General features: G+C 68.6%; 18 protein-coding genes. 6 read left to right on the top strand and 12 right to left on the bottom strand.

Features of this window, described 5'->3' with window-relative positions:
* Positions 1–134: 134 nt before the first annotated feature.
* Together ACZ6DT_RS07860 and ACZ6DT_RS07855 are read right to left on the bottom strand one after the other, a co-directional pair.
* On the bottom strand, positions 135–500 hold the full coding sequence (locus ACZ6DT_RS07860; RefSeq protein ID WP_465590304.1) for a VOC family protein: 366 nt from the start codon (positions 498–500) through the stop codon (positions 135–137).
* 28 nt (positions 501–528) lie between these two features.
* Positions 529–747: a hypothetical protein gene (locus ACZ6DT_RS07855; protein ID WP_465590301.1), complete on the bottom strand. Its 219-nt coding sequence runs from the start codon at positions 745–747 to the stop codon at positions 529–531.
* 251 nt (positions 748–998) lie between these two features.
* Between ACZ6DT_RS07855 and bluB the strand changes: the two genes are divergently transcribed.
* Entirely contained in the window at positions 999–1652 is a 654-nt protein-coding gene (gene bluB, locus ACZ6DT_RS07850) for a 5,6-dimethylbenzimidazole synthase (RefSeq protein ID WP_465590299.1), read from the top strand.
* Here the strand turns inward: bluB and ACZ6DT_RS07845 are convergent, their stop codons facing one another.
* The 3 genes from ACZ6DT_RS07845 to ACZ6DT_RS07835 form a co-directional block, all read right to left on the bottom strand.
* Positions 1653–3293 carry a polyketide antibiotic transporter gene (locus ACZ6DT_RS07845; protein ID WP_465590296.1) on the bottom strand — a complete coding sequence of 547 codons (1641 nt, stop codon included), beginning with the start codon at positions 3291–3293 and terminating at the stop codon, positions 1653–1655.
* Positions 3290–4198: an ABC transporter ATP-binding protein gene (locus ACZ6DT_RS07840; protein ID WP_465590293.1), complete on the bottom strand. Its 909-nt coding sequence runs from the start codon at positions 4196–4198 to the stop codon at positions 3290–3292. Before ACZ6DT_RS07840 ends, ACZ6DT_RS07845 begins: the two co-directional genes overlap by 4 nt.
* A 191-nt stretch (positions 4199–4389) precedes the next feature.
* Entirely contained in the window at positions 4390–6144 is a 1755-nt protein-coding gene (locus tag ACZ6DT_RS07835) for a hypothetical protein (RefSeq protein WP_465590290.1), read from the bottom strand.
* A 350-nt stretch (positions 6145–6494) separates the two neighbouring features.
* Here ACZ6DT_RS07835 and ACZ6DT_RS07830 point away from each other — a divergent pair, with 350 nt between their 5' ends.
* The 3 genes from ACZ6DT_RS07830 (at position 6495) to ACZ6DT_RS07820 (ending at position 10544) form a co-directional block, all read left to right on the top strand.
* On the top strand, positions 6495–6995 hold the full coding sequence (locus ACZ6DT_RS07830) for a GNAT family N-acetyltransferase (protein WP_465590287.1): 501 nt from the start codon (positions 6495–6497) through the stop codon (positions 6993–6995).
* 153 nt (positions 6996–7148) lie between these two features.
* Positions 7149–7601, top strand: a complete 453-nt coding sequence (locus tag ACZ6DT_RS07825; RefSeq protein WP_465590284.1) for a hypothetical protein — start codon at positions 7149–7151, stop codon at positions 7599–7601.
* 633 nt (positions 7602–8234) lie between these two features.
* Complete coding sequence (locus ACZ6DT_RS07820) at positions 8235–10544, top strand: PQQ-dependent sugar dehydrogenase (RefSeq protein ID WP_465590281.1); 2310 nt, start codon at positions 8235–8237, stop codon at positions 10542–10544.
* Between the two features lie 56 nt (positions 10545–10600).
* On the opposite strand, the gene ACZ6DT_RS07815 is transcribed toward ACZ6DT_RS07820, so the two are convergent.
* Positions 10601–11047: a GNAT family N-acetyltransferase gene (locus ACZ6DT_RS07815; protein WP_465590278.1), complete on the bottom strand. Its 447-nt coding sequence runs from the start codon at positions 11045–11047 to the stop codon at positions 10601–10603.
* Between the two features lie 187 nt (positions 11048–11234).
* Here ACZ6DT_RS07815 and ACZ6DT_RS07810 point away from each other — a divergent pair, with 187 nt between their 5' ends.
* Positions 11235–11819 (top strand): hypothetical protein, encoded by a 585-nt coding sequence (locus ACZ6DT_RS07810; protein WP_465590276.1) that lies wholly within the window; start codon positions 11235–11237, stop codon positions 11817–11819.
* An 8-nt stretch (positions 11820–11827) separates the two neighbouring features.
* On the opposite strand, the gene ACZ6DT_RS07805 is transcribed toward ACZ6DT_RS07810, so the two are convergent.
* The 5 genes from ACZ6DT_RS07805 to ACZ6DT_RS07785 form a co-directional block, all read right to left on the bottom strand.
* Entirely contained in the window at positions 11828–12262 is a 435-nt protein-coding gene (locus tag ACZ6DT_RS07805) for a VOC family protein (protein WP_465590273.1), read from the bottom strand.
* Positions 12262–13248, bottom strand: a complete 987-nt coding sequence (locus ACZ6DT_RS07800) for an aldo/keto reductase (RefSeq protein ID WP_465590271.1) — start codon at positions 13246–13248, stop codon at positions 12262–12264. The genes ACZ6DT_RS07805 and ACZ6DT_RS07800 overlap by 1 nt, the downstream gene beginning before the upstream one ends.
* Positions 13249–13311: 63 nt before the next feature.
* Positions 13312–13866 carry a cysteine hydrolase family protein gene (locus ACZ6DT_RS07795; protein ID WP_465590268.1) on the bottom strand — a complete coding sequence of 185 codons (555 nt, stop codon included), beginning with the start codon at positions 13864–13866 and terminating at the stop codon, positions 13312–13314.
* 102 nt (positions 13867–13968) lie between these two features.
* The gene (locus ACZ6DT_RS07790) at positions 13969–14409 is read right to left on the bottom strand and encodes a VOC family protein (RefSeq protein WP_465590266.1); all 441 of its coding nucleotides are present in this window, start codon (positions 14407–14409) and stop codon (positions 13969–13971) included.
* The gene (locus ACZ6DT_RS07785; RefSeq protein WP_465590263.1) at positions 14384–14965 is read right to left on the bottom strand and encodes a PadR family transcriptional regulator; all 582 of its coding nucleotides are present in this window, start codon (positions 14963–14965) and stop codon (positions 14384–14386) included. Before ACZ6DT_RS07785 ends, ACZ6DT_RS07790 begins: the two co-directional genes overlap by 26 nt.
* 122 nt (positions 14966–15087) lie before the next feature.
* Between ACZ6DT_RS07785 and ACZ6DT_RS07780 the strand changes: the two genes are divergently transcribed.
* Entirely contained in the window at positions 15088–15471 is a 384-nt protein-coding gene (locus ACZ6DT_RS07780) for a nuclear transport factor 2 family protein (protein ID WP_465590260.1), read from the top strand.
* Positions 15472–15655: 184 nt separating this feature from the next.
* On the opposite strand, the gene ACZ6DT_RS07775 is transcribed toward ACZ6DT_RS07780, so the two are convergent.
* A complete protein-coding gene (locus tag ACZ6DT_RS07775; protein ID WP_465590258.1) occupies positions 15656–19057 on the bottom strand; it encodes a hypothetical protein in 3402 nt (1133 codons plus the stop codon).
* Between the last annotated feature and the right edge of the window lie 35 nt (positions 19058–19092).

The following is a 19092-nucleotide window of genomic DNA, read 5'->3' as shown; positions in this document are numbered from 1 at the left end:
CGGTGCCCGACGTCCCGGCCGATCACCGGTGGCCGGGACGTCGGCATGTCCGGAACCCGAAGAGGTTCGTCAGCCGCGGTGTCCCGCCGAATCGATGTCGGAGTAATTCCCCGGATCCAGTATGGAGGCTTTCGTTAACGCGGTCCGTAAACGACGACGCTATTGCCCCAGGGATCGCGAGCCACGGCCCGAACCTCGTGTGGCCCCTGCTCCGGTCGGCGCACGACGGATCCGCCTCGCTCCACCATGGCGGCCAGCGCCGCGGCCACGTCGGGAACCTTGAACGACGCCGCGGGCACACCACCGGTCACGTCCTCCGTCGGGCCGGCGAGAGCCAGTGCGATGCCGCCGGCGTCGAGGGCCGCGTAGCGATCATCGTCGACGAACTTCGCTGCCAGACCGAAAGCGCCGGCGTAGAACCGCACGGCGGCGTCGACATCCGCCACCGGATACAGCACATTCCCGATCTTGACCGGGCCGATCTTCGCGGGGTCGCTCATCGGACGACCGTAGCCGATTCTTCGCTCGTCAGAACGAACTTCCGCGCATACTCCCGGCCTCGGCCCTTCGGTGCCACCTTGCCGACGGCGGCGGTGGCCAAGGCGGTCGCCCGTCCTTGACCGGCGCGCCATCGGTCTGGTTGGTGTAGTCGACGTGGTAATCGACATTGCGGTACCGCGCCGTGACAGCCGCCGAATGGCCGCGTTTCCCCTGCTCGACGAGCAAGGCCTCATCAGCGTCCTTCACCCGACAAACCTCGCACGGGTGACCTTACCGGCCGTCGAGGTCAGATAATGCCGGTTCTCGAAGGACGTGTACCGTCCCGATAAAGCCGGAATTCCCCGGGAACTCGTCGTCGCACCTTCGCAGAAGCCCGTGTCAGCTCGCATCACTTCAGCTTCCCCTCGGCGAACCCGCCCGACGGCGGTTTGTCCACCTTGGCCGGCCTTGACGCCCTGGCCGACGGAGTTCCGGCCCGGGAAGGCACGATCTAGTCCATGACGCGGGACACGGGCGAGCGCTCGCTGTACGAGACGATCTTCCAACGGCGGGACACCAGGGCCGAGTTCACCGGGGCCCCGATCCCGGACGATGTGCTGCATCGCGTGTTGAGCGCGGCTCACGCGGCGCCGAGTGTCGGCCTGTCACAACCGTGGGACTTCATTGTCGTGTCCGATATGGACGTTCGAGAGAAGTTCCGGGAGCACGTGCGGACCGAACGGGAGGTGTTCGCGGAGCAACTGGACGCCGAGCGTGCCCGTACCTTCGCGCGGATCAAGATCGAGGGCGTCGTGGAGGCTTCCGCAGGCATCGTGGTCGGCTACGACCCGTCACGCGGGGCGCCCGCGGTGCTGGGCAGGCACGCCATCGCCGACGCCGGCCTGTACTCGGTCTGCCTGGCCATCCAAAACCTCTGGCTGGCCGCGACCGCCGAAGGGCTCGGAGTCGGCTGGGTCAGCTTCTACCGGGAGGAGTTCCTGCGCGAACTCGTCTGCCTGCCGGAAAACATCCGCCCGGTGGCATGGTTGTGCGTCGGCCCCGTGCGCGACCTGCCCTCGATTCCCGATCTGGAACGGCACGGCTGGCGTGAACGCCTCCCGCTCAGCGCCGTGCTCCACTACGAACGGTATGCGAACGCCGACCACGCATGATCAGGTGGTCAGGTCCCGGCGGCCGTAGCCGGCCAGGCCCGCGAGGACGAGAAGTCCCGCCGCCACCAGGAGGATGACGATGGCGCTCCAGTTCGGCGGCGCGGCCGGGACCGCGGCGAGATGACCGAAGGGCGTCAGGTAAGTCAGCCATGACGGCGCCTCGACGCTTTGCAGGACGACGTTGAGAAGGAACCCGCCGGCGACGGGGAGCGCGCCGAGCACGGCGACCGCACGCGGCGCCCAGCCGAGGGCGAACACCGCGGCGCCGAGCGAGAGCAACGCGACCGGTGCCACGTTCCACGCGCCGGTCAGGGCGGGGACAAGGCCGAGTGGCGCGGCCGCGATGGTGGCGCCGGTCCAGAGCGACAGCCCGGCCGCGGCGAGAAGCGCGAGCAACGCGACGGACGTCACGGTGATCTCCGCGAGAACGAATCTGTGGCGTGGAATGGGCAGGGCGAGCAAGGGCGTCCACCTGCGGTCGGCCTCGTCGACGGCGAAAGCGGCGAGCCGGGTGGCGGCGTAGAGCCCGGCCGGGATCGCCAGGAGGCCGAACATGGCCGCGGCGAACCCTTCGGCGGTTCCGAGGCCGGCGAACCCGGCAGCGCCGGCGAGCTCCGCGAACCGCTGGTTCTCCTGCAGGAAACGGAGAACGGACGAGATCAGGACCCCGACTAGGAAGAAGTACACGACGATTCCGAGGGCCCATCCAGCCGTGGCACGCAAGGTGCGTCGTACGGCGAAGCCGGAGATGGAACCGAGCAGCCGTGTCCGCGGCCGGCGGCGGCCGGACGGGTTGAGCAGGCCGCGGCCGACGTCTCGGTGAACGGCGGCCACGCTCGCGCCGACGGTGAGCACGACCGGGAACGCGAAAAGCACCACTAGCGGCGCGACCCTGTTGCCCGCATACGGCGAGGCTTCGCCGGTCAGGCCGAAGGGGGTGAGCCACGCGACCCACGAAAGCGTCTCGGCGCCGTCCGCGAGCATGCGCAGGAACAGTCCCGCGCCGAGCACGGCGACGGCGAGGCCCGTCGCCGCCGACCGGGTGGGCAGGGCCTGAGCCGCGAGCGCTCCCATGGCGGCGAAGGTCAGGATCACCCCGAGCAGGCCGGCGGCGTGGATGACCGCACCGGCGGGCCGGGTTTCGGTGAGCAGCAGGGCCAGCGCCACGGCCGAGGCGATGACGACCGCCGCGGCACCCACTGCGATCAGGCACCGGATCAGCAGGTCCAGCGGCCGCAGCCGGCCGGCGAGCAGCAGGTCGGCGCGGCCGGCGTCTTCGTCACCGCGGGTCAGCCGGGTCGCGGTCAGGAGCGCCCACACGGCGACCAGGACCTGAACCGGTGTCCCCGTCCGCCACACGGTGAACCCACCGGGATCATCGAGTGCCACCGGTGGACCGAACAGGATCCGGATAGCCGGATTCTCCGCCAGCGCTTGGAGCGCCGATCCGTCGAGCGCCCCGGCGAAGGTGGTCTGGTACTGGCCTGCCACGAGGGCGGACATCCCGGCCGCGGCGAAGGCGACGATCAGGGCGCCGCGGCGCGTCCTGCGGGCGAAGTGGCGGGTGACGGCCCGGTCCGCGCTCCCCTTCCTGGCCGGTTCCGCCGTGGTCGCAAGGGTTTCCGCCGATGCTGTGGTCATCGCGCGTTCTCCCCGTAGTAGTCGAGGAAGATCTCCTCGAGCCGCGGCTCACGCATCGAGATCGTGGTGACGTCGGCCGCGGCGAGCACTCGCAACGCCGGCCCCGGGGGTCCGGACAGGGTGAACCGGAGGCGATCGCCGTCAAGCCGTTCGACCTCGACGACACCGGGTATGCCCACTAAGGACGGTTCTTGCCCACGGAAGGCCACCTCGGCGGTGGTGCGGCGCAATTTGCGCAGCTCAGCGATCCCGGCGACTTCGACGAGCCGTCCGGCGCGCAGGATCCCGACCCGGTCGCAGACGGCCTCGACCTCGGCTAGCTGATGTGAACTGAGGAAGACCGTCTGGCCACTTTCTCGTGCTTCGCCGACGCAGCGCTGGAATTCCTGCTCCATCAACGGATCCAGACCGCTGGTCGGCTCGTCGAGGACGAGCAGATCCGCCCGGGACGAGAACGCGGCGACCAACGCGATCTTCTGCCGATTGCCGGTCGAGTAGGTCTTCGCGCGTTTGTCCAGGTCGAGCGCGAACCGGCCCACGAGTTCCGCGCGATAGCGGGTATCGACTGCCGGACCGACTCTGGCCAGCAGTTCGAGGATTTCGGCGCCGGTGAGCTCCGGCCAGAGCGCGACGTCGCCGGGAACATAACCCAGCAGCCGGTGTGCCCGGCGCACGTCCGACGCCGGCACACCGAACACGGAGACCGTCCCGGCCGACGGCCGGATCAGGCCGAGCAGCAGCCGGATCGTCGTGGACTTGCCCGCACCGTTCGGGCCGAGGAAACCGAACACCTCGCCGACGGGAACGGACAAGGTGAGGTCGTCGACCGCGACGGTGCGACCGAACCGCTTGGTCAATCCGTCGATGCGGACGGCAGGAGGGCGGGTCGAGGATACGGAGGACATGGGAGCCCTTTCGCGGTCGGCGAATGCTGTTGCCGACCAGGCTTCCCGGCGCTCCTGCGGGCAGGGTACTCCCCTGGGCCCCCACGCACCAGGTCGATCGGTGGCTCGCACGCCGTTGACCGAACCGACCCACCGGTCGGCATCCAGTGCGATACCGGACCGCCAGAACCGTACGTGGCTTCGGCCGCGGGCTACGGCGTCTGGCCGGGACGGAGAGTGTCTCCGCAGGACCGCAGATGCGCGACCGAGTTGGCCGCGACGACCTTCTGGGTCTCGGTGGTGACGTAGCGCTGTGCCGCGGCGAGGAGCGCGGGGTCGCGCACGAGATCCTTGCGCACCCACACCCCGACGTCACCGAACGCGGCCGGGTCACGAGGGCTGCGGTAGAGCACTTCGTACTCCTGCCCGAACCGTTCGTCCTGGGCGAAGCCGAGCGTGGTGTCCCAGGTGCCGATGAACGAGATCAGCTCCGGCCGGAGGTCGTCGAACACGTACCGACGCTCTCCGGCGAAATCGGCGGTGCGGAGGTAATCGGCGATGACGCGGTCGGCGAGACCGGCGAGGTCGACCACCTGAAGCCTGCTGACCAGCGCCATCCCGCCAAGGTCGATCACACCGATCTTCGCGGAGCTGGGCAGCTTGAGGAGGTCCGCCACGCCGTTGGTGACCCTGGCGTCGCGCTCGACCACGCTGCAGAACGGCGTTTTCGGAACGGCCCGGTAGCTTTTGCCCTGGGTATAGAACCCGCTGATCGACGAGATCATCGCGACGACGAGCGTGACCGCCAGCAGGATCCGACCTCGGATACGCGCGTTCCGCAGCGTTTCGACGATCACGATCGCGCCGCCGAGCGCGCCCAGCGCCCAGATCGGGGTCGCGAACCGAAGCTGTCCCATCCAGTCGGCCTGGAGGACACAGAAGGCGATCACCGACAACGCGAAGGGAACGAGGAGCGCGACGACGCCCGCGCGGAGCTTGGACGGCTTCTGCATCACCAGAGCGAGGCAGACGATCGCGACCGCGACCAGCAACCAGCCCGCGTATTGGAGGACCGTCCCCGCCTTGGCGACGTCCTCGATGGTCGGGAGCGGTTGCGCCTTGGCGATCGCGGTGTTGGGCAGCAGTCGCCCGTACTCGATCCAGCGGAACAGCAGGTAGCCGCCGAAGGGGACAATGAACCCGGCGGCGGACAGCAGCACCGCCCGGATGGCGGGGGGCACGCCGCCGCGGCGGGTGAACAGCGCGACCACGATCGGGAACGCGGCCGCGTAGATGACCCCGTCCGGACGGCTCAGCCCGGCGAGGGCGGCGAGCGCGCCTGTCGACATGGCGATCTTCGGCGTCAGGAGCGTGCCGGAGTCGACGCCGCACAGGGTGACCACGGCGAGAGCGGTGACCATGAGGGCGTATACCGAGTTCTCCAGCCCGGAGAAGCACCAGATGACGAACGAGGGGTTGGCCGCGAGCGCCGTACCGGCGATCAGCGTGACCAAGGCCGGCCGGGGCGTCAGGCGCTTCGCCCCGACGTACCCCAGTGCCAGGATGGCCATGCAGCAAAGCAGCGCCAGTCCCTTGGGGAACAAGACGTAATCGGGGACGCCGAAGATCGTGCCGTGGTCGAACAGGCCGAGCAGCTTGCCGAGGGCGAGCAGCGCCATCCACACCGGGTTCGAGAAGCCCTCGACGGGTTCCACTCCCGGCTGGAGCACCGGCCCGAAGCCGTCGGCGAGGTTCCGGGAGTAGGCGAAGGTGATGGCCGCGTCGTCGATCATCCAGTTGCCGTAGAAGCTCGCGTGGACGGCGATCAGCACGGTGCCGACGATGACCGAGGCGGCGGCTCCCAGGAACCCCCGGCGCGAGGACATCCGGCCATCGCTTGTCGGTTCGTCCCCGCCGCGGCCCGGCTCCGCCACCGACGGCGAATCGGTCAGTTGAACGCTGCTCAAGCGATGATCCCCTATGTCCCAGTCCGAAAATCTTGCCAACGGTGCAGCACGGATCGCAGTGTCCTGCGCATCCACCATACGGATAGCTCGAGAAACCTCGTCGTTCTCAATGGGTGATTCACCGGCACAGGTCGAACCGAAAAGCATCACCCAGACGCGTGATTCTACAACACCGAAAGATGGCCTTCCTCCGGCACCGGGTGCTATAGTGAAAAGTTTTCGCCCGAGACGGGTATCGTGTCACTGGTTCACGAACCCGACCTCAGAGAGATACCTTGGCACATGACTGGCGATGGTGAGACACCGTCGAACCAAGATCATCGATACCTTGACTCCGAGAGGGGGACGACATGCCCGAGCCCCGCCGAGCTCACCTCTCCGACCACGGCGCGATCGTCGAATGCGTACAGGAGTGGTGGGGTGACTCGCGCACCCCCGCTCAGGCCCGCGAGCTTTCCCTCCTGCTCCCCAAACTGTTCTTGCAATTCTTCTCCAGCACGAGCCTGGTCCTGGAGGACGAAGCGGGCATCAGGGCATTCCTCGTCGGCTTCTACGCACCTGACAATGCCACCGAGGCGTACATCCATTTCGTGGGAGTGGACCCCGATCTTCGCGGCCAGGGGACGGCCCGCCGCCTTTACAAGACCTTCTTCCAGCGCGCCGCCGAGGTGGGCCGTACGGAAGTCCGTGCGGTCACCTCGCCGGGCAACACCGGATCCATCGCCTTTCACCGGGCCATGGGATTCAGGCTCGAAACCGGCGACCGAGTGGTCGACGGCCTTCCCCTGCACAGCGACTACGACGGCCCCGGCCGGGACCGAGTGTGCTTCCACCGGAAGATCACCCACTGACCACCGATCGGGTCCACTCGACGACGAAGCGGAGTCGAACCCGATAGTGCGGCTGACGTGGTCGACCGCGCTCGCTAGGTCGTAGGCCGGACAGATATCGCTTCGATACCGAAGCCGCGCAACCGACGGAGCGGCCCGCTACGTCTTCGGCGCATGAGATGGATCGCAGCGTGCCTTCTGCTGCTCGTGGCGGGATGTGGCACAGGAAGCGGACCGGGCACCGGCAAGCATCCGGCGAAGCTGGAGGCATTCGCGGGGCTCGGCGGCTCGAGCACCCAGTTCGCGGATCTGCGGCCGGCGGAACTCGGAACGGCCGCTGCTCAGGAGTTCCAGCGAACTCTGGAACGCGCCGGGCTCACGAACCTGGGCGAAGTGCGTGCGGCTTTGTCGTTCGTCCCACCTGCCGACCGGCGCGGTTTCGCCTTCGCCGTGCCCGGCTGCGCCGAGGACGGCGCGGAACTGACCGTCGAGCGCGACGCGCTCACCGCGGAACTGACCGGCGGGGAGAACGTCAACTGCGTTCAGGCGAACTACTTCCTCGCCGTCTTTTCCGTCACACGCGACTCGATATCGCCGACACCGACGTTGTCGACGATACCGCGCTAGTCGCGAGCGACGACGGCAGACGCCGCGACCGTTCAGCCGGGCTGCGGCTCGGCGATGGGCTCCGGCAGGGTGAGAGCGGTGTGGGCCGGTCGCCCGGTTTCCGGCACCGAGGTGGTCAGGCCGCGCAGCCTGCTGTCCCGTCGCGCGAGGGCTTCGGCGGTGATCGGGACTGGCGGGCACCGTGAGCAAGTCGGAGATCCTCGCCGACGGGGTGGACGTGTTCCTGCGCGCCTACCGCTGATCCACAATGGACGAACGCTGGAGCGGAGTCACGGCCCCGGGGCACATCCCCGCCGCACCGGCGTCGCGATAGCCACTTTCGGGACGTGCCAGGGGCGTAGAGCCGGCAGGCAAGATCCTTTCCCCACAAGCAGCGATGTCCTGCGGGTTTCCTCCGTCGAGGGCGTGAAATACGTCTTCGAAAAGACGGCCAAAATGACAAACAGCTTGCCGTCGCGGTGACTCAGTTTCCAACTTTTCCGGTTGAGGCTCTCCGGGGGGGGCTCCCGACGCTCGGCCCGTATTTAGCGAATTGTGCGCATTTTCTGTCAGAGACGTAACAACTTTCGGCCTCGCCGCGCCATACCGGACAGCTGCCGCGTTCTGTTCGGTCCCTGCGCAGGAGGAGTTCGTATGTCGAAATCTCGTCGTCCCTTGTTCCCTCGAAGATCACGGCGCGCGTTGGCGGTGGGCGTGGTCGGCCCGCTGATCGGCGCGCTCGCCGTCGGGCTCGTCACCGTGGCGCCCGCCGAAGCCGCCGTGCCCGCCGGTTTCACCGACACGGTGGCGATCGGCGGGCTCAGCTCGCCGACCGCCACCGCGTTCGCGCCGGATGGGCGGGTGTTCGTCGCGGAGAAGAGCGGCCTGGTCAAGGTCTTCGATTCGCTCGCCGACACGACGGCGACGGTCTTCGCCGATCTCCGTCCGCAGACACAGGATTTCTGGGACCGCGGCCTGCTCGGACTGGCCGTCGACCCCGCTTTTCCCGCCAGGCCGTACGTCTACGTCTCCTACACTTTCGACGCGGAGCCCGGTGGTACCGCGCCGAGGTGGGGTGACGCCTGCCCGACCCCGCCAGGTGCGACCGACAAAGGGTGTGTCGTCACCGGCCGCGTCTCCCAGCTGACCATGGGCCCGGCAGGTGCGGCCGTCAGCGAGAAGCCGCTGGTCACCGGCTGGTGCCAGCAGTTCCCCAGCCACTCCGTCGGCGCTCTCGCCTTCGGGCCGGACGGCGCCCTGTACGCGGGCGGTGGCGACGGCGCCAGCTTCACCTTCGCCGACTACGGCCAGGTCGGGAACCCTTGCGCCGATCCGCCCTCCCCCGCCGGGACGAACCTGTCGCCGCCGGCGGCCGAGGGTGGCGCACTGCGTTCGCAGTCGCCGCGACGCCCCGCCGGGCAGCCGGTCCTGCTCAACGGCACGTTGCTGCGCATCGATCCCGATACCGGCGAAGGCCTGCCCGGCAACCCCTTCGCGAACAGCACCGACGCCAACGCCCGGCGAGTGATCGCCTACGGTGCGCGGAACCAGTTCCGGTTCGGCTTCCGGCCGGGCACCCGAGAGCTCTGGGCGGGCGACGTCGGCTGGGACACCTGGGAGGAGATCAACCGCGTCGCCGACGTCGGCGATGGCGTGGCGGAGAACTTCGGCTGGCCCTGTTTCGAGGGCGGCGCCAGGCAGGCCGGTTACGACGGCGCGAACCTCGACCGGTGCGAGTCCCTCTACACCTCCGGCGGGCACTCCACCCCGTACTACGCCTACAACCACCGCGCCAAGGTGGTCGCGAGTGATCCGTGCCCCACGGGTGGCTCTTCGATCAGCGGGATCGCCTTCGAGTCCGGGAGCAACTACCCCGCCGAGTACTCCGGCGCGTTGTTCTTCTCCGACTCCTCCCGTGGTTGCATCTGGGCCATGCAGGCCGTCGACGGTCAGCCGAACGCGAACCGTCTCGTGCCGTTCGTGACCGGTGTCAACCTACCGGTGCAAGTACTCACCGGACCGGGCGGCGACCTGTTCTACGTCGCGCTGGGCAGCGGCGAACTCCGTCGTGTGAGCCATCTTGGCGGCACGAACCGGCCGCCTTCCGCGGTGGCCACGGCGAGTCCTACGAGCGGGCCCGCCCCACTGACGGTCCAGTTCGACGGCACCTCCTCCACCGACCCGGACGTCGGCGATACGCTGTCCTACGCCTGGGACCTCGACGCCGACGGCGCGTACGACGACTCGTCGGCCGCCAACCCCACCTGGACCTACACCGCGGCCGCCGCCGTCGACGCAGGACTACGGGTGACGGACTCCCGCGGCGCCGGCGCGACCACGATCGTGCGGGTCACCGTAGGGAACCCGGAGGGCCTCGATCCGGTGCCGGTCATCGACAGCCCGGCAGGCACGCTGACCTGGTCGGTCGGCCAGACCGTGTCGTTCTCCGGCCGCGCTGTCGACGCCCAGGACGGCCAGCTCCCGGCGTCGGCACTGTCCTGGCGGCTCGCGATCCGGCACTGCGCGACGAACGGCACCTGCCATACGCACAACGTCCAGGACTTCCCCGGCGTCGCGTCCGGCTCGTTCGTCGCACCGGACCACGACTACCCGTCGTATCTGCAGCTGACCCTCACGGCGACCGATTCGGGCGGTCGCACCGGTTCCAAGACCATCGACCTGCAGCCGAAGACGGTGTCGCTGAGCTTCACCTCAAATCCCAGCCAAGTGACGCTCACCGTCGGCGGCACACAGCAACGCACGCCGTTCTCGCGGACGGTGATCGCCGGATCCACCAACTCGATCAGCGCGGACAGCCCGCAGAACCTGCCCCCGCTCAACCTGAAGTACGCCTTCACCAGCTGGGCGCACGGCGGCGCGCGGACACAGAACATCGTCGCGCCGGGCACGCCCACGACCTACCGGGCGAACTACCGGCTCTGCTGGCTGTTGCAGCCCTGCTGACAGATCGCCTTCCGTGTCCCGGTCGTTTCTCGCGGCCGGGCACGGATGTCGGCGGCTCACTCGTCGAGGACGAGCAGCACGTGCTCACCGTCCTTTTCGGACAACAGCCGGAAACCGCATTTCTCCAGCACTCGGACCGATCCGACGTTGGTCTCCACCGGATCGGCGTACAACGGCCGAACCGGCATCTCGCCGAGGAACAACGCAAGCCCTCGCGATCCGACACCTCCTCCCCAGAAGTCCCTTCCATACCAATAACCCACCCAATGCCTGCCGTCCTGCGGCCAGGCCACCACGTTTCCCGCGACCCGGCCACCGGCCAGAACGGTGCGCACGGTCACCGCCGGATCGCCGAGCACCCTGGTCTCCCAATGCTTCATGAACCGCTCACGCTCACGCGGAGGGAACGCGGCACGACCGGCGGCCACCGGGTCTTGCTCCTGTTCGAAGAACACTTCGAGATCGGCCTGCTCGACGGCCCTGAGGCGCACCTCGTTCGTCATGGGGGCGAGTATGGCAGCGACCACCGACAGTTTTGCCCGGCGACGATCACCGACGTCTGGTGAAAGCATGATTTCCCTTATCACGGAACAGATTACTCGGATCCGTAAGGTCTCCGAAAGGATCGGAACCCCCGCCGGAAGGGCTTCGTCGGATCGCCAATTCAGATCCGCACGGAAGGTGAATCCGATGACCTATCCAGGCCTGCCGGACCAGCAGAACACCCAGTCTTCGACCGTCAAGGCCGGAGTGGCCATCGGCATCCTGGTCGCGGTGATCGCGCTGGTCGCCTTCTGCGTCACCGGTTTCGCCGCTCCCGGCTTCCTGCTCCGCAAGAGTGCCGGGATCTCGTTGCCCGCCCCGTCCTCCAGCCCGGCGACGACCTCCGCGCCGACGAGCAGCCCGAGCAGGACCACGGTCAGCCGCACGACGCGCCCAAGGGTCACTGTGACCGTACGCCCGGCTCCGAAGCCGCCCGAGGAGGGGATTCAGGTGGTCACGGACTTCCTCGCGAAGATCGCGGGAAACGACAGGGCGGGGGCGATCGCGGCGGCTTGCGAGGCGCAGAAGCGGTTCATGGACGACAAGATCGACTCACTTCTCCCGCTGGGCTCCCGCGTCGAGATCACCAGGGCAGGCGGAACGACCAAGTTCGTCCTCGCCGACGTCGCCGGAGTCGTCAAAGGACGGTCCGCCAGGGGCACCGTGATCGCGGATCGCACGGAGGACGGCGGTTTCTGCATCACGACGTTCAGCATTCGGGAGGCGCGATGAGCCTGATCTCAGTCGAGACAGAACTCGTTGCCCTCGATGTCCCGCATCACGATGCAGGACTCGTTCTCCTCGTCGGCGAGCATGACCCGCTCGCAGACCGCGCCGAGCGCCGTCAGCCGAGTGCGTTCGGCCTGGAGCGCGGCGAGGCGCTCTTCACCCACGAGCCCGGTGCCGGCGCGCACGCAGAGATGCACCCGGTTCTTGACGACCTTCCCTTCGGGAACACGCTGGAAGTACAGCCGCGGGCCCACTCCCGTGGGGTCACTGCAAACGAAGCCGGCGTCCTGCTTCCCGGGCGCCAGCGTGCGGTTGTAGTCGTCCCAGGTGGCGAACCCGTCCGGCGGCGACGGCACGACGTACCCCAATACCTCGCACCAGAAGCGGGCGAGGCGCTCGGGTTTCGCACAGTCGAAGGTGACCTGGACCTGTTTCACCGACACCATCAGACCACCCTAGTCGCTGTCGAACGGATCAAGCCCGCCGCACGCAGATCGGTCCAGACCTGTGCGGGTACCTCCGCGGCGAAGGACTCCATGTTGCGATGTACCTCCTCAGCGGACCGCATTCCCACCGCGATACCCGCCACGGCCGGATGCTGGAGCGGGAAGGCCATGGCCGCCTGCGGAAGTGTCACACCGTGCGCCTCGCACACGTCGGCGATCCTGTTCGCCCGCTCCATGACTTCCGGCGTGGCGATCTCGTAGTCGAAGTGCGCTCCCATGACAGGTCTCGGCACGGCGAGCAATCCGGAGTTGAAGATCGAAGCCGCGATCACCGAGACACCTCGTTCCTCGCACGCGGGCAGGAAGGTGTCGAGCGCGCTGTGGTCGAGCAGTGTGTGGCGGCCGGACTGCATGACCACGTCGACATCGGTCTCCTTGACCAAAGTGGTCAGCATGGCCGTGTCGTACATGCCGGCGCCGATCGCGCCGACGAGCCCTTCCGACCGCAGTTCCGCCAGGGCCGGATAGCCGTCGCGCATCGCGTCGTCGAAGAACTCCTCGGCGTCGTGCAGGTACAGCACGTCGATCCGGTCCAGTCCCATCCGCTCCAGGGAATCCTCGACGCTGCGCCGAATCCCGTCGCGGGTGAAGTCGCGTACCCGGTCGTGCGTCGCGGGGACGTGGAAGCCCGCCGGATCCCTCTCCCCGTCCGGGTCCCGCGGGACCAGCAGGCGGCCGACCTTCGTCGACAGAACGAAGGAAGCACGCGGCCGCGAGCGCAGGAACTCGCCGATCCGGCGCTCGGAATGCCCGATCCCGTAGTGCGGTGACGTGTCGTAGTACCTGATCCCGGCGTCCCAGGCCGCGGCCAGCGCCCCCGCCGCGGTGTCGTCGTCCAGCGGCGCGAACAGTCCGCCGAGCGGCCCGCCGCCGAATCCGAGCCGCGTCACCTCGACATCGGTGCGCCCGAGTCGTCTCGTGTCCATCCCGGCCCCCCTTGATCGGCTCGGCGCCCACGGTGCCATACCCGAGCGAATCGGTCTCGCGATTTATTCGCCGTCGACGAGCCAGTCCGCGGCCGTCACGACCTCGAACCCCCGGCTCGGGAAGACCGCGTCCACGAAGAAGTCGTGCATCGCCGGGTCGCCGTCGGCACAACCGTCGCGCAGCACGGTCACGTGGTAGCCGCGGTCCGCCGCGTCGTAGGCGGTCGCGGCCACCATCGCGCTGGTCGCGACTCCGGCGATCGCGACGGTGTCGACGCCGCGGGCGCGGAGCACCAGCTCGAGATCCGTGCCGGCGAACGCGCTGGCACGGCGTTTCAGCACGACCACGTCCTCGTCGGCGACCGGCAGGGCGATCTCGGTCCCGGCCGAGCCCTCGTGGAAGGTGTCCCCCGCGTCGTGGAACGTCTTGAACAACGGGTTCCCCTCGGGCAGATCAGCGCCGTTGCCCCGGAGCCCGAAGTGCACGAACACGACGAGCGCGCCGGCCGCACGTGCCCGAGGCAGCAGGGTGGCGATCGGCGGCAGGACTTGTTCGGCGAACGGGTAGTTGCCCGTGATTCCTCGCTGGAGGTCACCGATGATCAGCGCGGTGGTCATGCCGGGAAGCTATCAACAGCGACCCGAACGTCCGTATACGACCGGCCGCGCGACTGCTGACCGTCGGGATCGTGGTTCTCCTGCCTGCCGCGCCGGAAAACTTCAGGCGACGAAGACGCAGAACGGATGCCCCGCCGGATCCACGTAGACGCGCAGCGGTTCTTCCGGGTCTTCGATGCGGTCGAGCCGAAGCCGCCCGCCGAGTTCGAGGACGCGGGCGTGCTGCTCCTCGAGCTCCTCGACCGAGTCCACGGTCAAATCCAGGTGCAGTTGCTGGGGTACCGGTTCGGCGTCCGGCCAGCTCGCTTCCGGCAGCCGCTCGACCTGCTGGAAGGCGACTTGCACCCCGCCCTCCGGATTTCTCAGCACCAGCCAGTCCTTGTCGTCGGCGCCGGATGCGGGCGGTTCGTCCCCGGGGCGGTAGTCCCACACCAGCAGACGCCGGTAGAACTCCGCCAATGCGCGGACGTCGGTGCAATCCAGCACCACCTGACAAAATTTCGGACCTTTTTTCCGCTCAACCAAGCCGATCTCCTCCTTCATTCGCGGTCGCGCGCCGGTCAAGGACCGCGAGAACCTGTTTACACCAGCGGATGTTCTCCTGTTCGAACGCCATCCCGCGGGCGAGGGTCAGATACGGGCCGACACGGGGCGCGGTGGCGAGGAACTCCGACTCCGCGGCTCCGCCGAGAAGGCGTTGCCGGGCGCGTTCGAACCGTTTGAGCTTCGTTTCGGCGGTGGCCATCCTGTCCGCGACGGCGCGCCGGATCCCCTGGTCATCTCCCGCGTCGACCGCTTGGATCTGCACCAGCAGTTCGTCGCGGATCGCGGTCGGTTTCGGCGCCCGCCCGGTGAAGTCGGCGAGTTCGGCCGCGCCTGCGTCGGCCAGGGAGAAGAGCCGCTTGTTCGGACGCCGTCGCTGTTCGACGACCCGTGCCGCCACCAGGCCCTGCGATTCCATCTTGTCCAGCTCCCGGTAGAGCTGCTGCGGTGTCGCGGTCCAGAAGTGGGCGACCGACGCGTTGAAACCCTTCGCCAGGTCATAGCCCGAGGACTCACCGTCCAGGAGCGTCGCGAGGATCGCGTTCCGCGGCGCCATGACCTGATGGTAGCTCCGGCCGGATTGGTCGCAAAGTTGATTAGACACTTTGATGACCCCGCCGTGGTGATCACCTACGCTCGGCGACGTCTGCTCACCAAGTTGACCATGAGGAGATCGCCATGCCCACGTTCCGTCAGGCAGTAGAAGCGAAGGACGCCGCCGCGATCGAGGCGTTGCTCGCCGACGACGTGGTCTTCACCAGCCCGGTGGCGTTCAAGCCCTACCGGGGGAAGGCGATCACCGCGGCGATCCTGCGCGGCGTCCTGCGTGTGTTCGAGGACTTCCGCTATGTCCGCGAAATCCGCGACGGCGCGAATCACGTGTACGAGTTCGAAGCGACGGTCGACGGGCTGGAGATCAACGGCTGCGACCTCGTGACCTTCGACGCCGACGGCAAGATCATCGACTTCAAGGTGATGGTCCGGCCGTTGCGGGCGGCGGAGGCACTCGCGGCGCGGATGGGCGCCCAGTTCGAGGCCATCAAGGCGGACGCGCTCGGCTGAGCGTCCCGCCGGCCGCGACGGATCACCGGACCGCGCAGCGCCAGGCGGATCGGCACGCACGAACGCCTTCGGACGGCAGAGCGACAACGCGATCAGTTTCGCGGCCATCGTTTGTCGCGTTCAGCCTACGAGGCGCTCCGGGTGAAGGAGCCGTTCGGCTCCTCCACCCGGGCTACTTCGACCGCTATCCGCGCCGAACGAGCTCGTCGGCGTGCGCACGCAGGAGCGCGGCCACCCGCGGCCAGCCGACGTTGATCCGCCGGGCCGAGCCGCGATGACGCTGCGCTAGATCCCGCGAGTCGCCATCCTGGAAGGTCAGGCCGATGGCGAAACCTTCCCGGAGATGCCCGCCGTCGATGACGTCCAAGACGTCCCGGACCGCTTCCGGCGGCCACCCGTCGTCCGGGACAGGGGAACCGCTCGCCAGCACGGTGCCGATCGCCCGGTCGCCGAACTCGGCCCGGCCGTACTCGGCGAACTCCGCGCGGGCGCGCGAAACCCATGCTTTGAGCGCGGCACCGTCGGCACCACCCGCCGTGGTGCGCGTCTCGAAGATCGTCAGCCACATGTCGACCAGTTCGACGTTCGGCGCGTCGTCGTCCGCGGGATGGATCCGGGTGCAGAGTTCGACGAACGCGCCCGGGTTCTCGGAAAGAATCCGCTGGAGGCTCCGCGGTTGCCGGTGATGCTTGAGCGCCGCGTGGAACCGCAGCTCCAACCGCGCGACCGCGACATCCGAGCCCCCGGTCTCGACCAGCTGGTCGAGCAGCGGCACCACACTCGCGACGGTTTTGCGATCGGGTGGTTCGATGCCCTCGGCGGACGCCTGGAGCAGCACCTCTTCCACCAGAGAGGTGGGCAAAGGCGGCGGCTCGGCCGCGCGCACGCCCAAGGCGAGCGCTTTGACCGCGGCCCACGGCCGACGCCGAGCGAGTTGCGTCACGAAGGACGATTCGTGCCCTTCCGGAAGCGGCCACGGATCGACGTGAGCCCAGTAGCTCTCGAGAACCGCGTCATCGGCGGAATCGAAAAGCGCCGGCGCGTGGTCCACTGGAATGGCCAGGAGGTAGTCGACCAGTCGGTCCTGTTCCTTGAGTTGCGTCGCGACCTCCCGCCGCCATTCTTCGCCCTGGGACCGCGCCATCTCCCCCGCCCAACCGGCCGCCCAGTCCTCGCGCCCCAGTTCCGCGAGCGCGTCTTCCTGGAGGTCGTCCACCGCCACCTGCGCCGCGATCTCTCCGACCAATCCGGGCTGCGCGCTCTCGGCGGCGAGAGCGCTCAGTCCCGCGACACCGTGTTCGCGCAGGACGCCACTCACAGCGTCGCGGCGAAGCCGATCGACCTCGGCGTCCCGCGCCTCCGGATCGAGAGAGCCGCCGCCCGCCAAGTACGGATCCCGGCCGAACAACAGGCCGTGACGCCCTGGATTGACCGCGGGTTCGATCATTTCGGCACAGGATTCCAGCCATTGCAGCAATTCTTCCGGCAGCGTCCAGTCCGCGCCGTCGTAGTGGCGATGCTCGGCGGTCAACCCGGTGAGCAGGCCCCACAGGCGAAGCCGTTCATCCGCCGAGAGTCGTTCGGCGTCCAGCCTCGTGAGGGCTTCGACGACGCGGTCCCACTGCGCGGTGGTCAGCTCGGGCAGTTGCTCGAAGAACTCGCACCACCGATGAGGCCGTTCCTCCAGTGCGGCCAACGCCGAGGTGACCAACGCTTCTCCGAACTCCGGCCCGTCGGAGACGGCCACCGGCGGCGCCGGGACCGTCCATTCGAGACGGACCCGAGGACGCCGCGGACTCGCGAGCAGGTGTCCTCGCGGCCCGCGCAGGAGTGCGAGAGCCAACCGCCAGCCTGCTTCCGGAGAGCGCCGGCCGATCGCCTTGACCAGCTCCGTCCGCTGCCCGGCGGGCAGGTCCAGGTACGGGTACCACGGCTGCACGAGGGTGATCAGGGATTCGAGCGGCCGGTCACCCGTCTCCCTCCCCGGCCGCGTCAGCTCGGCCAGCAGCGAGACGACCATCGGCAACGCGTCGTCGGACCAGCCGACCGTTTCCAAAGCCGCCGTGAGACCGTCGGTAGCGCCGCTCAGCGGCGAAGGATCACTGGTCAGCGCGTGATCGACAGCACCGAGGAACTCGTGAGGCGCGGCTTCGGCGAGGAAGGGCAGTACATCGGCGAGTGACCGCCAGAGCACTCCGTCCGCGTCGTCGTTGGCCTGTCCGAGCAGTTCACGGACGAACCGGGTCGCGTGGTCGGCGCCCGTACCGCCACCGGACAACGTCGTCTCCCCCTCGGCGGCCAGCAGCGCCGCGCTCCTTGCCAGCCCATGCCTCAGCTCCGCCGACCACTTCCGCCCGGGGTCCCTCTCGCCGAGCACCTTGACGGCCTGCTCGTGCCAGCGTCGCAGGTCCTGCGCGCTCAGCCGGCCATGGAGGAGCGCCCAGGCATCGTGGGGATCGGCCAACCGCATCCCGTCGCCCGACCGGGCCAGCAGTGGGTCGTCGCCGACCTCGGCGCCGGCGAAGAAACGCCCGAGCTCGTCGGTCTCCCGCCCGGCGATCGCCGCGATCTCGTCCAGATCGTGCCGCGATCCCGCCGACCATCGGCCGATCAGCACGAGCGGCGCGGCGAGATCGCGCTCCAGCGGGTTCACCCACTTCGGAAGATCACCGGCGACACTCAGCCTGCGGCGCAGTCCGCCGAGACCGCGCCGAGCGAGATCCGCGTAAATATTCACCTCGGCGGGCGGGACACCGGCCGCGGCGAACGCCTCGGCCGCCTCGGCACGAGGAATTCCGGGCAGCACCAGGACATCGGCGGCATTCCGGTCCGGCGTGCGCCGCACCACGACGACATGGCCGTCACCGGTGTCCCCCTCCCCCACGTCGACGCCGTCCACCACGGCGACGAAAGGACCGGTCAGCTCCCGGCAATGACGCCACCCTTCCTGAGTGGACACTCGCACCGCTCGAAGACCTGGCCGGTGGGCCGCCAACGCGGTCGCGACGAACGCCGCGGCCTCGGTACGGCTGCCGGCGTACACGGGCAGGACGGACGGCGCGGCGTCCAGCCACGCGCACAGCCGCTCGACTTCCCTGGCCCGGCCGAGCACCGGGAGCTCCACGGGCAGTACGGGACGCGTCTCGTGCCGCCAGGAATCGAGCCACTCCGGCAGGTCTTCGAGGCCTTTGACGACGCCGATGCCCAATTCCGGGGCGACGCGGATCAGTTCGGCGATCAGGCAGGCGATGTCCTGTTCCGCCGTACGCCTGCCGAGCCGCCGGGCCCGCAGACGGGAGAGCCCGGTGAGTTCGGACGGCAGTTCCGTTCCGTCCGGCATGATGGCGTCTTCGGTGTCTTCGGTGAGAACCGGGACGACCTGCTTACCGAGTCGCAGCGCCTCGACGATCTCCTCCCGGCCCCCTTCGTCGAGCCCCTCGGTGCCGATCGGCACCACCAGGACGGACGCGGAATCGCCGGACCGGAGAACCCGGTCCTTTCCGAACACGTGAGCAAGACTCCGATCGAGCCCCCGGATCCGGTCCTGACCGTCACCGGACCGGACGGTGATGAAGATTCCTGCCATGGTGCGAAATCCCTTCCAGTGAGCACAGTTGATGG

It is taken from the genome of Amycolatopsis sp. NPDC041971 (assembly GCF_055588925.1).
The sequence above is the reverse complement of the archived record's forward strand: the minus strand, read 5'-3'. Positions and strand labels throughout refer to the sequence as shown.